At 68.5% G+C, this 13,222-nt stretch carries 12 protein-coding genes; 3 read left to right on the plus strand and 9 right to left on the minus strand.

Annotation, left to right across the window (positions count from 1 at the left end; genetic code table 11):
• Window positions 1-41: 41 nt before the first annotated feature.
• Window positions 42-764 (minus strand): TetR/AcrR family transcriptional regulator, encoded by a 723-nt coding sequence (locus FJV46_RS07020; protein WP_087028114.1) that lies wholly within the window; start codon window positions 762-764, stop codon window positions 42-44.
• Between the two features lie 127 nt (window positions 765-891).
• On the opposite strand from FJV46_RS07020, the gene FJV46_RS07025 reads away from it, so the two are divergent.
• Entirely contained in the window at window positions 892-1,866 is a 975-nt protein-coding gene (locus FJV46_RS07025) for an aldo/keto reductase (protein ID WP_087028115.1), read from the plus strand.
• Here FJV46_RS07025 and FJV46_RS07030 read toward each other — a convergent pair.
• The gene (locus FJV46_RS07030) at window positions 1,856-2,617 is read right to left on the minus strand and encodes a GAF and ANTAR domain-containing protein (RefSeq protein ID WP_087028117.1); all 762 of its coding nucleotides are present in this window, start codon (window positions 2,615-2,617) and stop codon (window positions 1,856-1,858) included. The genes FJV46_RS07025 and FJV46_RS07030 overlap by 11 nt on opposite strands.
• A gap of 129 nt (window positions 2,618-2,746) precedes the next feature.
• Between FJV46_RS07030 and FJV46_RS07035 the strand changes: the two genes are divergently transcribed.
• Window positions 2,747-3,661, plus strand: coding sequence for a cation diffusion facilitator family transporter (locus FJV46_RS07035; RefSeq protein WP_087028118.1), 915 nt, complete (start codon window positions 2,747-2,749; stop codon window positions 3,659-3,661).
• 151 nt (window positions 3,662-3,812) lie between these two features.
• Here the strand turns inward: FJV46_RS07035 and FJV46_RS07040 are convergent, their stop codons facing one another.
• From FJV46_RS07040 to FJV46_RS07060, 5 genes are all read right to left on the minus strand, one after another.
• Window positions 3,813-4,232: a DUF779 domain-containing protein gene (locus FJV46_RS07040; RefSeq protein ID WP_087028120.1), complete on the minus strand. Its 420-nt coding sequence runs from the start codon at window positions 4,230-4,232 to the stop codon at window positions 3,813-3,815.
• Window positions 4,233-4,240: 8 nt separating this feature from the next.
• Entirely contained in the window at window positions 4,241-5,764 is a 1,524-nt protein-coding gene (gene exaC, locus FJV46_RS07045) for an acetaldehyde dehydrogenase ExaC (RefSeq protein WP_087028121.1), read from the minus strand.
• Between the two features lie 137 nt (window positions 5,765-5,901).
• Window positions 5,902-7,596, minus strand: coding sequence for a M23 family metallopeptidase (locus tag FJV46_RS15385; protein ID WP_240046476.1), 1,695 nt, complete (start codon window positions 7,594-7,596; stop codon window positions 5,902-5,904).
• Between the two features lie 159 nt (window positions 7,597-7,755).
• A complete protein-coding gene (locus tag FJV46_RS07055; protein ID WP_370684670.1) occupies window positions 7,756-9,054 on the minus strand; it encodes a GAF domain-containing protein in 1,299 nt (432 codons plus the stop codon).
• 88 nt (window positions 9,055-9,142) lie between these two features.
• A complete protein-coding gene (locus tag FJV46_RS07060) occupies window positions 9,143-10,564 on the minus strand; it encodes an FAD-dependent oxidoreductase (RefSeq protein WP_087028124.1) in 1,422 nt (473 codons plus the stop codon).
• Window positions 10,565-10,694: 130 nt separating this feature from the next.
• Between FJV46_RS07060 and rarD the strand changes: the two genes are divergently transcribed.
• The gene (gene rarD / locus FJV46_RS07065; protein WP_087028652.1) at window positions 10,695-11,711 is read left to right on the plus strand and encodes an EamA family transporter RarD; all 1,017 of its coding nucleotides are present in this window, start codon (window positions 10,695-10,697) and stop codon (window positions 11,709-11,711) included.
• 58 nt (window positions 11,712-11,769) lie between these two features.
• Here the strand turns inward: rarD and FJV46_RS07070 are convergent, their stop codons facing one another.
• Together FJV46_RS07070 and FJV46_RS07075 are read right to left on the minus strand one after the other, a co-directional pair.
• The gene (locus FJV46_RS07070) at window positions 11,770-12,279 is read right to left on the minus strand and encodes a MarR family winged helix-turn-helix transcriptional regulator (RefSeq protein ID WP_087028125.1); all 510 of its coding nucleotides are present in this window, start codon (window positions 12,277-12,279) and stop codon (window positions 11,770-11,772) included.
• A gap of 62 nt (window positions 12,280-12,341) precedes the next feature.
• Window positions 12,342-13,184, minus strand: coding sequence for a universal stress protein (locus tag FJV46_RS07075; RefSeq protein WP_087028127.1), 843 nt, complete (start codon window positions 13,182-13,184; stop codon window positions 12,342-12,344).
• Between the last annotated feature and the right edge of the window lie 38 nt (window positions 13,185-13,222).

Below are 13,222 nucleotides of genomic sequence, written 5' to 3' on the forward strand. Positions count from 1 at the left end.
CTCGGGGGAGAAGAGGTGGTGCGGACGTGGACGGGTACGGCTCAGGCGAGCCGGTGGGGCGGTGGGACTGCGGCCTCGGCGGGCTGGCTGCCGGCACCATCGCCCGCACCCGCGGTGCCATCTGCGAGCGGGACGGCGACAGGGCCCGAGAACCCGTCACGCAGCATGGTCAGCGCAGCGAGGATGCGCGCTTCGAGCTGCTCCCCGGAATCCGTGGCGTCCTCTGCCGTGGTGGCAGCCCAGTCGCGCATCGCGGCCTTGGTACAGGAGAGGACGGAGCCCACCAGCGCGGTCAGGTAGAGATCGTGCGTGGCAGGGCCGAGGCGGCGCCTGAGGGCCTCGGCGATCAGCACCTCCGCGCGTTCCCAGGAGTGCAGCTGGGCGCGCAGCAGATCCGGGTCGGAGTTCGCCATGCGGAAGAGCTCCCCGTGCTGAGAGAGCCCCTCCATGCGCGTGGTCTCGCTGAAGGCTCGGATGATCGAGTCGAAGAGCGGCTCGTCCTGGGGCAGACGCCCGAAGACCCCCAACGCCAGTTCGAGGAAGCCGTCGATCCGGACGGCCAGGGCGTCCTCGGCACTGTGGAAGTAGTTGAAGAAGGTGCGGCGGGAGACGCCTGCCCGGGCGGCGATCTGCTCGGCCGTGAAGGCGCCGGGCCCCTCCGAGCGTGCGAGGTCGAAGGCGGCGTCGGCGATGGCCCGCCGCGTGTCGATCTTGTTCTGTTCGCGGCGACCCACAGGCTCCGCGCTCTCCGTCGTACTCAGCACGAGCCAAGCCTAGGCGAATAGTTGCACGCCGTGCAATCTGGTGCTGCAGTCGCCGCTCTCGCGCGCCCGATCGGCGTAGGCTGGCCGAAGAATCACACCCCACCCCTCGACTCCCCAAGGCGGCCCCATGAAGACCATCACCCTCGGTTCCGGCCTCGACGTCTCGCGCCTCGGGCTCGGCTGCATGGGCATGTCGGCGTTCTACACCGGGAGCGGCCAGGACGATGCCGGTGCGACGACGACGCTGCACCGAGCGCTCGAGCTCGGTGTCACCTTCTTCGACACCGCGGAGATGTACGGCCCCTACACCAATGAGGAGCTGCTCGGCCGTGCCCTCAGGGGCCGGCGCGACGACGTCGTCATCGCGACGAAGTTCGGGACCATCCGGCACACAGCCGGTGACGCCATGGGGCTCGACGGCAGCCCGGAGAACGTGCGGCTCTCGGTCGAGGGCTCCCTTCGACGGCTGGGCACCGACTACATCGATCTCTACTACCAGCACCGGATGGATCCCTCGGTTCCGGTCGAGGACACCATGGGCGCCCTCGCCGGTCTCGTGCAGGAGGGCAAGATCCGGCACATCGGCCTGTCCGAAGCCGCACCCGACACGATCCGTCGAGCGAACGCGGTCCATCAGGTGACGGCGCTGCAGACCGAGTACTCCCTCTGGAGCAGGGACCCGGAACGTGAGATCCTCCCCCTCGTCCGGGAGCTCGGCATCGGTTTCGTCCCGTACTCGCCGCTGGGTCGCGGCTTCCTGACGGGTAGCATCCGCTCCGTCGACCAGCTCGACGAATCCGACTTCCGGCGCAACAACCCCCGCTTCGCGGGTGAGAACCTCCAGGCCAACATCCGGATCGTCGAGCAGGTGGACGAGGTCGCCCGGCAGGTCGGCGCGACCGCCGGCCAGGTGGCGCTCGCCTGGCTCCTCGCCCAGGGCGACGACGTCTCACCCATCCCCGGGACGAAGCAGGTGCGCTACCTCGAGGAGAACGTCGCTGCCGACGCGCTCAGCCTGACGTCGGATCAGCTGGCGGCCCTCGATGCCGTGGCGGCGCCGGTCGGGGACCGCTACGAGGACATGTCGAGCGTCAACCGCTGACGGCCGGGCCGCGCTTCCGGCGCCGCTCGGGGAGGCTCCCGGTGTTCGCCAGTTCGTCGGCCACGGCGAGGAGCTTCGTGTTCGTGTCGGTGGATACCCGCACCAGCATGAGGAATGCCTGACCGGACGTGATGCCGTACCGCTCCATCAGGATTCCCTTCGCCTGGCCGATCAGGTCACGGGTGGCAATGGCATCCTCGAACTGGTGCAGCTTCTGCGCGTCCGCGAAGGCCACGGCGGCATGCGAGGCCACGAGCGCTCCCACGTACTCGGACTCCGCCGTGAAGGCGTTTGGTGCGCAGCCGATGAGGTTGAGGGCGCCGAGGTTGTCGCCCTCGACGAAGAGCTGGAAGGAGAGCATGCTCCCGGCACCGGCATCGGCGGCCCTGGACGAGAACTCGGGCCAGCGCCCCTCCGTCCGCAGGTCCGGTACCCTGACCGTCCGTTCGTCGTACACCGCGCTGAGGCAGGGTCCCTCCCCCGTGCGCTCCTGAAGTTCGTCGACGAGCCGCGCGAGTTCGCTCGACGGCGCTCTCGACGCGACCCTGCGCCTCGCTGTCACGAGCGTGATCGAGGCTTCGTCCGCCCCGGGCACCAGGTCGATGGCCGCCCGGACCAGGCGGTCGAGGACGGCGGCCTCCGAGTCCTCCCGCTGCAGGGAGCGGGCGAAATCGCTCAATTTGCTCGCGACGTCGTCCTGCGGGGCGCTCCAGCCACCCTCCCGCGCGTCCGAGCCGTCATCCGAAGCCATGAGCTCTCCTGCCGTCATCGGTACCGTGCAGCGTGCGGACGTGCCGCCCGCCCGGTGGCCGCGGACCCTCACCGTACCAGCGGGCACTGCTCCACGTTCGCTGTTCACGCACCGCTGTACTCTCGGTACATGGGTTCGCACCACCACACCAGTCCGACGTCGGCCCCGCGGGGACCGCTGGCCGCCGCTCTCGGCATCACCCTCGGCGTCTTCGTCCTGCAGGTGATCGGAGCGGTCTGGACCGGAAGCCTTGCCCTCCTCTTCGACTCCGTCCATGTCCTGACCGACGCTGCGGGCCTCGCCATGGCCCTCGGGGCAGCAACGCTGGCAACCCGCCCGACCACACCCCGACGCTCCTGGGGCTTCCGGCGCGCCGAGGTGATCGCGGCCCTCCTGCAGGCGGCGTTCCTGCTGGCGGTGGGCGCCTACGTGCTGGTCGAGGGCGTACGCCGGCTCATCGATCCGGAGGACGTCGCGGCACCGCAGCTGATCATCTTCGGCGTCGTCGGGCTCGCCGGCAATCTTGCGGCGCTCGCGATCCTCACGCGGCATCGCGCCGCGAACTTCAATCTGCGGGCCGCTTTCCTCGAGGTCCTCAACGACGCCCTGGGGTCGGTGGCCGTGATCGTGGCCGCCGTGGTGATCACCCTCACGGGCTGGATGCGGGCGGACGCCGTCGTGGCGATGCTCATCGGCGTATTGATCATCCCGCGGACGCTCACCCTCCTGCGCGAGACGATCGATGTCCTGCTCGAATCGACCCCGGCGGGTATCGACCTCGAGGACGTCCGCGCGCACATGGCCCGTCTTCCCCAGGTGCGTGATGTGCACGATCTCCACATCACCCAGATCGCCACGGGCCTGCCGGTCCTCACAGCACACATCGTGGTGGACGATGCCTGCTACCGGGACGGCTCCGCCCACGCCGTCCTCGACCAGCTGCAGGAGTGCGTGGGCCAGCACTTCGAGGTGGGTATCGATCACTGCACCTTCCAGATCGAACCGCTCGGCCACATCCCCCACGAGACGGAGTTGAGCCACTGATGCTGCAGGCCATGCCGTCCCTGTCCGCGCTCGTGGTGGAGGCCCGCCACCGGGACAACACCCGCGTGACGATCTGATCGGTCGCCTGATCGGCTACACAGGAAGGGCCCGGTGGACACCGTGTCCGCCAGGCCCTTCCCCGCGAGGCCGGCTACTGCATCAGGCGTGAACGGATGAGGAACCTCTTCCCTTCGGGTGCCTCGACGGAGAAGCCGCTTCCCCTCCCCGGAACGACGTCGACCGTCAGGTGCGTGTGGCGCCAGTACTCGAACTGCTCCCTCGACATCCAGAAGTCGATCAGCCGGGGGGCGCCGTCCTCCTCGGGGCCGGCCCTGCCCGCGCTGCCCGATGTGATGTCGAGAACACCCAGCAGGACGTCCGCCTCGGCGGTGATGAACTCTCCTGCCGGATAGCACATGGGCGATGAGCCGTCGCAGCACCCGCCGGACTGGTGGAACATCAGCGGCCCGTGGATGAGCCACAGCTTGTCCAGCAGCTCGACGGCACCGGCGGTGAGCGCCACGCGGGAGAAGGTCTCCCCCGGGATGGTGACGGAAGCCTCGACGGTCATCGCATCTCCTAGAAGAACCCGAGCTTGGATTCCGAATAGCTGACCAGGAGGTTCTTGGTCTGCTGGTAGTGATCGAGCATCATGGCGTGGTTCTCGCGCCCGATGCCCGAGGACTTGTAACCGCCGAACGCCGCTCCTGCGGGATAGGCGTGGTAGTTGTTCACCCAGACACGCCCCGCCTGGATCTCGCGGCCGGCGCGGTACGCCACGTTGCCGTTCCGGGACCACACGCCGGCTCCCAGCCCGTAGAGGGTGTCATTGGCGATCTCCATGGCCTCGGCGTAGTCGCTGAAGCGCGTCACGGACACCACGGGCCCGAAGATCTCCTCCTGGAAGACATGCATGTTGTTCGTTCCCTCGAACACCGTGGGCTTCACGTAGTACCCCTCCGCGAGATCGCCGTCGAGCATGTTCCGCTCGCCGCCGATCAGGACCTTCGCCCCCTCCTGCCTGCCGATGTCCATGTAGGAGAGGATCTTCTCGAGCTGGTCGTTCGAGGCCTGTGCTCCGACCTGCGTATCCGTGTCCAGCGGATTGCCCTGCACCATCTTCTCCACGCGGGCGATCGCGTCGCTCATGAAGGAGTCGTAGATGGAACCCTGGACGAGCGCGCGCGAGGGACACGTGCACACCTCGCCCTGGTTCAGGGCGAAGAGCGCGAAGCCCTCGAGTGCCTTGTCGTAGAACGAGTCGTTGCTGTCGGCGACGTCCGAGAAAAAGATGTTCGGGCTCTTTCCACCGAGCTCCAGGGTGACCGGGATCAGATTCTGGCTCGCATACTGGCTGATGAGCCGGCCCGTCGTCGTCTCCCCGGTGAAGGCGATCTTACGGATGCGCTTGCTCGACGCCAGCGGTTTGCCCGCCTCCACACCGAACCCGTTCACCACATTCACCACACCGGCCGGCAGGATGTCGCTGATCAGCTCCATGAGGACCAGGATCGACGTCGGCGTCTGTTCCGCGGGCTTCAGCACGACGGCGTTGCCGGCAGCGATGGCGGGCGCCAACTTCCACGTCGCCATGAGGATGGGGAAGTTCCACGGGATGATCTGCCCGACGACGCCGAGCGGCTCATGGTAGTGATAGGCCGTCATGTCCTCGTCGAGCTGGGACAGATGGCCCTCCTGCGCCCGGATGGCGCTGGCGAAGTACCGGAAGTGGTCGACGGCCAGCGGCATGTCCGCTGCGAGGGTCTCGCGGACCGGCTTGCCGTTGTCCCAGGTCTCGGCGACCGCCAGCAGCTCGAGGTTCTCCTCCATCCGGTCCGCGATCCGGTTCAGGAACGAGGCACGCTCGGCGACGGAGGTCTTGCCCCACGCCGGAGCCGCCTTGTGGGCGGCGTCGAGGGCGAGTTCGATGTCCTCGGCCGTTCCACGCGCCACCTCGCAGAAGGCCTTTCCCGTCACGGGCGAGATGTTCTCGAAGTACTGTCCCTTGATGGGTGGAGCCCACTCACCGCCGATCCAGTTCTCGTAGCGCGGCTTGAAACTGACCTTCGATCCATCCTGGCCAGGCTGGGCGTAAACAGTCATTGTCCAACTCCTTGAACTCCGTGTGTGCAGGACGTCGTCGTCCCTGCTGCACAGCGTAGAAGTCAGATGGTTGCATCAACGTTGCACGACTGCGGCACCCTCCGCCAGGAGGCCGGCACGTACTCGGTGCGGTCGGCCTAGCCCTGGGTGGTGGCCGGAACCGGGGTCGCGCTGCCCGGTTCCGCCTGGCCGGTCGCGGGCTCGGCTGCCGGGACGGATTCGCTCGCGGGGGACGTCGGCAGGCCCTGCTCAGGCTCGGCAGGATCCCCACAGGGGTCCTCCTCGGTCCCGGCAGCCGGCGGAATGTCCGTACCCGGCACAGCACCCGTACCCGGTGCAGCACCCGTACCGGGAGCGGCGTCGGTTGCCGGCACGGAGTCGGCCGTCGGTGCTGCCCCGGCGCCAGTCGTCGCGTCGGTGCCTGCAGTTGGATCGCCCGCGATGTCGCCGTCGGCAGGGTCCGTCGCGGGTCCATCTCCCGATGACGGGTCGGTGTCGCAGGACGCCGCCGGGTCCGGATCGGACGGGGTCGCATCCGGCGCGACGACGACGGGGGGAACATCGACAGGGGGCGTCGGAACGGTCGGAAGATCGACGGGCGGCTTCGCACCTGGCGTCGTGCCAGGCTTGGTCGCATCCGGCACCTGCACATCCGGCTTCGTCGTGCCCGGCTTCGTCGCATCCGGCACCTGCACATCCGGCTTCGTCGTGCCCGGCTTCGTCGCATCCGGCACCTGCACATCCGGCTTCGTCGTGCCCGGAGTCAGGGCGGGCTTCTGAGTCCCGGGCTTCTGTGTCCCAGGAACCGTAACGACAGGCTGTGGCGCCGCAGGCGCCTTGACCGGCCCTGATGATGCCATCGGCCCAGCCGGGCTAACACTGCCCGCGGCGATACCGGACGGCAGGCCCGAGAGTCCCGAGGGGACGGGCAGCACGTCGATGTCCGCCGTCGGTGCGGGCTGGTCGGAGCGTGTCGAGGACTGCGCCCAGGTCGGGACGTCGGTGGCGGCCCCGCCGCCGGGCGTGTAGTCCTTCATGTCACCGTCGCGCGTGCCGTGGCTCGTCTGCACGAGCGTCCACCGGAGGGGGTCGACGTGCTCCCCGTCGAGGATCGTCTCCAGATGGAGATGACATCCCGTCGAGGAACCGGTGGTGCCGACCTCGGCGATGGGATCGCCACCGTTGACGGTGTCCCCCTGCACGACGGAGATGCCCTGGAGGTGGTTGTAGGTGGTGATCAGGCCGTTGCCGTGATCCACCTCCACGCGGTTGCCGCCGCCCCACGGGTGCCAGCCGACGGCCCGGACGGTTCCGGCATCGGCCGCGTGGACGGGAGTACCGCACGGCGCCGAGTAGTCCTGGCCGGTGTGGAACTCGCCGGCCTCCCCCGTGATCGGGCTGGTGCGGAAACCGAACGGCGACGACGGCGTGAGCTCGTCCAGCGGCGCGAAGAGGGTGCCGGCCGCAGGGTGTTTGACGTTCTGTGCCGAGATCGACTCGGTCGAGGCGGGCGTCTCACCGGCCGCCGCGGCCGCGGCTGCGCCGTCGAACGTGGCGGGGTCGAGGGTGTCGACCGCTGTGATGCGCTGAAGGAGTTCCGTACCGACGGTTCCTGTGGGCGACAGCGCGTCGTCGGTGAGGATTTCCGTGAGGCTGGTGCGGGGTGCGTCGGGGCCGATGGCCGACGCCGCTTCCCAGGGCTGCGGAACGATTCCCTGGAATCCGACGAAGCAGACCACCATCGCGAGGCTCGCGTTCATCTTCGTCCGGGACGTGATGGCGGACCGCGCCTGCACCTTCGACGTACCCAGGTGCTTCTGAGCCTGCTTCACGAATATTCCCCTTGTTGATCCACTGCGAGCGGCGGTCCGTGCCGTGGGCATCCTCGCCCGCCGAAATCGTCAGCCACCATGCACAACGTTAGCTGTACCACGGTCGCTTCGGCGACGATTTATCTCAATCCGCTAACAAAATTTGGCAGAAGTTGAGGTTCAGGCGCGTTCCCACCCCAGGTCCGCCTCGAGGCGCTCAACGTGCGCCACGACGACCGCCCGCCGAGGTGACCGGCGGGGCAGCAGTCGAAGGGCGAGCCGCCACGCCTCGACGTCGTCCTCGGCCTCCGCAAGGCCGAGGTAGTGCAGCACGATATCCGGGGCGCCGTCCCCGAGGACGGCGTCGCGCAGGAGCGTCGAGACCTCGCTGCGCAGGCGGACGATCGCCGGGGACTGCGATCTCGGCAGGACAGGACCCCGATAGATGGCGAGCGCCATGCGGTGGGCCCCCCGGTGCAGGTAGTTGAGCACCTGCACCGCGTCGACGACCAGCTCGTCCGGCAATCGATAGGGCCGCGACCGGGGCATCACTCCGTCGGACTGATCGGCGAGCACCCGGCGCAGGCGCAGCATCTCCGCGCGGACGGTCGTGGCGGACGCATCCTCCGGGTAGGCCATGACCGCCATCTCGTCAGCGCTGAGCCCCTTGGGATGCAACGCCAGGAGCGTGAGCAGTTCGGCGTGCCGCAGACTCAGCTCGAGCGGGGGTCCGCCGGCGTGGACCATGCCGTGATCGGTCCCGAGAATCTGGAGGCTGGGCCGGTACAGCGCGGTCGGGGTGTGCGGGGAATGCTGGCGACGCGTTCTCGGAAGGCGGCTCCGCAGCCGGTGAACGCTCAGCTCGGCCTCCGCGGCAGCCACGGCCGCCTCCACCAGCGCGAGCGTGTGCGTCGCTACGGCCTCGGCCCTGCCCGTGATGTCGATGACGCCGAGCACGGCGCCGGAATCGGGGTCGTGGAGCGGCACCGCCGTGCAGCTCCACGGATGAACGACGGGGTTGAAGTGCTCTGCACCGGCGATTTGGACGCTGCGCTTCAGCGCCAGTGCAGTGCCGGGCGCGCTGGTACCGACCGAGGCCTCCGACCAGTCCGCGCCGGCCACGAAGAGCATGCCCTCCGCCCTCCGTCGGAGCTCGAGGTCGCCATCGACCCAGAGGAGGCGTCCGTTCTCGTCCCCGACGGCCACGAGCATGCCGGCGTCGAGGCTCGGCTGGACGAGCAGGCGGTCGATGACGGGCTTGATCGCGGCGAGGGGGTGCGCCTGGCGATAGAGCTCGAGTTCGTCCTCGGAGTAGAACAGGCTGGCGTGCGCTGTGGCGGGATTCGGGAGGAAGGCGAGGGAACGGCGCCAGGAGTCCTGGACGAGCCCCCGGACGCTGCCGCCGACACTGCCGTCCTGGCCGAGCGCCTCATGCGCCGCGAAGGCGTTGCGCTGGAGCGTGTCGGAGGACAGCTCCACATCTGCGTGTGAACGGGACGGCGACATCGGCACTCCGCTTCATGACCTGCCCCGCGGACGGCGTGGGGCAGGTCACAGTCTAACCGGACTACTCACCGCGGGAAATGGCGACCATGTCCTCACGGGGTACCAGCTTCACGCGCTCCCGCACGAGCTCCGCATTGGCCGAGGTGTTCACGAAATTGGCACCGGACTTCAGCTCGTGGGCATCCAGCTTCAGCCAGCCGTCCCAGGTGGTGTACCGGACACCGCGTTCCTCGAGGAGATCGATGATGGCGTTCTCCGACGGGTTCTCCGCGGGCGGCAGGTTCAACCGGTCCTCGAGCAGGTATCCGATGGTCTCGAGGGCGTCTCCCTTGGTGTGGCCGATGAGCCCGACGGGTCCGCGCTTGATCCAGCCGGTCGCGTAGATGCCCGGGACGGGCCTGCCCGTCTCGTCGATGACGCGGCCGCCCTCGTTGGGGATGACCCCCCGCTTGTCGTCGAACCCCACCTCGGGCAGTTCGGATCCGAAGTAGCCGATGGCCCGGTAGACGGCCTGGACGGGGTAGTCGACCATTTCGCCGGTTCCCCGTACGCTTCCGTCCCCGGTCAGCTCGGTGCGCTCGAACCTCATTCCGGCCACTTTGCCCGGGGTCTCCGCGGAGTCGTGGATCTCGACGGGTGAGTGCAGGAAATGGAGGTGCAGGCGGCGTGAGGCGCCGGTCGGCTCGTCCTCGACGAGCCAGTTGGTCAGCGTCTTGACCATCGTCTTGGTCTGGTTGTTCGTGGCGATCTGCGCTTCCGAGCCGGCGTCGAAGTCGAAGTCCTCGGGGTAGAGCACGATGTCGACGTCCCGCGAGTGGGACAACTCCCGCAGTTCGAGCGGGGTGAACTTCACCTGTGCCGGCCCGCGGCGGCCGAAGACGTGGACGTCGGTGACGGGTGAGGCCTTCAGCCCCCGGTACACGTTCTCGGGGATCTCGGTGGAGAGGAGGTCGTCAGCGTGCTTCGAGAGGATGCGGGCGACGTCGAGGGCCACATTGCCGTTGCCGATCACCGCGACCTCCTTCGCGTCGAGTGGCCAGTCACGGCTCACATCAGGATGTCCGTCGTACCAGGACACGAAGTCGGCTCCGCCGAAGGACCCCTCGAGGTCGACGCCGGGGACGTCCAGCTCGGCATCCCTGATGGCGCCCGTCGCGAAGATGACGGCGTCGTAGAACCGCCGGAAATCGGACAGCGTGAGGTCCCGCCCGTAGTTGATGTTCCCGAGGAACCGGATGTCTCCGCGGTCCAGCACCTTGTGCAGGGCGTTGACGATCCCCTTGATACGGGGATGGTCAGGCGCCACACCGTAGCGGATCAGGCCGTACGGCGCCGGGTACTGGTCGAAGAGGTCGATGCTGACCGCGAAATCGCCGCCCTTCACCTCGTTCGACTTCGTCAGGATGTCCGCGGCATAGACGCCCGCCGGACCGGCGCCGATGATCGCGACCCGCAGCGGCCGTGCCGCAGCTGAGGTAGACACTGAAATAGCCCTCTTCCCGGTGGAGATGCTCCTGCTGATTGCCGTGACGCGGAATTAGCGCACAGGTCACTATTCTAAATGGAATCGATCCGTCCGGATCATCGAAGTGGCACGCGTCTCCTTCCGCCGGATGCCCACCTCCCGAGCGGGTGGGAATAAAGGGCCCGCACGCCCCGTTCCCGACCTCGTGAACGGAACAGGAACAAAGGCAGAGCGGCAGCCGCGGAGCGAGAACTCCACCGGCATCCTCTTCGGTGTCAGCGCCTACGGCCTCTGGGGGCTCCTCCCGCTCTACTTCCTCATCCTCGCGCCTGCCGGGCCCACCGAGATCGTGGCCAACCGCGTCCTGTGGTCCCTGATCTTCTGCGCGATCCTCCTGACGGTCCTCCGCTCGTGGCGACCGGTGATCGCCGCCCTGCGCACGCCGCAGATCTCCGGCACCCTGGCCGTCGCCGCACTGCTGATCGCCGTCAACTGGTTCGTCTACACCTACGGCGTCACCTCCGGGCAGGCCATTGAAGCGTCGCTCGGGTACTTCATCAATCCGATCGTGTCCGTGCTCCTCGGTGTCTTCGTCCTGCGGGAGAAACTGCGCCCCCTGCAGTGGGCCGCCATCGGCATGGGCGTCCTCGCCGTGGTGGTCCTGGCCGTCGGGTACGGGTCCGTGCCGTGGATCGCCCTCACACTCGCCTTCTCCTTCGGTCTGTACGGGTTCATGAAGAAGCGGGTGGGCTCGCGCGTGGACGCCGTCTCCAGCCTCAGCATCGAAACGCTGGTGCTCACCCCCATCGCGGCCGTCGTGATGCTCTGGCTCGCATCTCGGAACGAGGCCACGCTCACCACCGAAGGCCCCGGTCACTTCTGGATCATGGCAGCCTCGGGCGTGATCACCGCGGTTCCGCTGATCTTCTTCGGTGCGGCGGCACGCAGGCTTCCGCTGACCACCATCGGGCTGCTCCAGTACCTGGCCCCGGTGCTCCAGTTCCTCCTGGCACTCCTGGTCCTCAAGGAGGAGATGCCGTTCGAGCGGTGGATCGGCTTCAGTCTCGTATGGGTGGGGCTCATCCTGCTGACGATCGACATGCTCCGGACGGTGCGCCGCCAGCCCCGGCTCGCGAGGGCGCCCGAGCCGGCCGCAGCAGGGTGACACGATGCCGTCGCATCGACCCTCGGGTCTCCAGGACGGCGTCGTCCTCCGGGGACGGCTACTCCCCCACTGCCGGTGAACCTGGCACCCCGGGGAGCTCCGCCATCAGGTAGGCCTCGTTGAAGCGTGCCAGCAGGTCGGCGAGCTCGACGATCTCGACCGTGGGCCAGCCGCGGAGCTGCGCCCTGAAGTAGGTCCGCCGTCCGGTCCGCGCTCCGTCCACGCGACGGCGACCGTCGTCCGTCAGCGTCACGCGGCGGGAGCGCTCGTCCTCGACGGCCTCCACACGGCCGACGAATCCGAGCCCCGCCAGGGCTGCGACATGTCCGCTGATGGCCGAGGCGCTCATCCCCAGTGTTACCGCGAGGTCCGTCACCCGGCAGGGGCCGAGCCTCCGGGCGGCCGCGAGGACACTGTAAGCTCCCGGTTCCATCGCGGCGCTCACGCCGCGAGCGAGGGTCCAGCAGACCCGCTGCTCGTTCCGGCACATGGCCGCGGCACTCTCCTCGAGGGCGCCGAGCACCGTGTCCCGCGGGCTGCTACCGCCCCACCCGCCGTCGCCGCCCATGACCGGATTCTAGGCGCGGGGAACCCGCCCGGGAACAGATCCGCCCAGCATTACCCAGGATGTCAGCGTTCTGCTCGAACCCAGTCGCGGGGCACGACGACCATGGGTACGGGGAGCGCGCGCAGCATCTTGTTGGCGGTGGCCCCGAGAAAGATCTGGCGGTGCTGTGCGAGGCGGCTCGACCCCACGATCACGAGTTCGCCCGCGTCCCATTCGATGTCGTCGATGGCCTGCTCGATGGTGCGACCGTGCGCCACGATGATCGACGCCTCGTGCCCCGGGGGCAACTGCCCGGCGGCGCGGGCCAACACCGAATGGGCGTGCTGATGGGCCTGATTGATGGCCTCGCCCGAGTCGGGGGCTTCGTGGACGTCGAGCGCCACGAGGGAGACGAGCCGCAGCGGGAGGCCTCGGCGTGCGGCCGACTCGACGGCGACGTCGACGGCGCCCTCGGCACCCGGGCGGGTACCGACAGCGCAGGTCATGCGGCTGAAGGTGGCCCGGTGGCGGTAGCCGCGGGGAGCGAGTGCCACGGGCACCTTCGAGCTGTGGAGCACCGCATTCGCGACGCTGCCCACGGTGAACCGGCGCAGGAGGCCGCTGCTGGAGGCACCGATGACGATCAGTCCGGCGTCGACGTCGTCCGCCAGTTCGAGCAGTCCCTGCGCGAACGAATCCGCCAGCCGGACATGCGTGGCGACATCGACGCCGTCGGGCACGCTCTCCCGGGCGCGATCAAGAGCCTCCTGGGCCCGGCGACCGCCGGGCGCCATGCTGCCGTCCTGCGGCCAGTCCAGCACCGTGACGAGGTCGATACCAGCCGATTGCGTGAGCGCCATTGACGTGGCCAGCTCGAGGGCGTCCTGCCCGCGGTCATTCTCGGTATAGCCAACGACATAGCGCACGGCGGGTTCTCCTCGGTGTGAACGGTGCGGGATCGCCC

The organism is Arthrobacter agilis (assembly GCF_006494655.1).
Lineage (GTDB): Bacteria > Actinomycetota > Actinomycetes > Actinomycetales > Micrococcaceae > Arthrobacter_D > Arthrobacter_D agilis.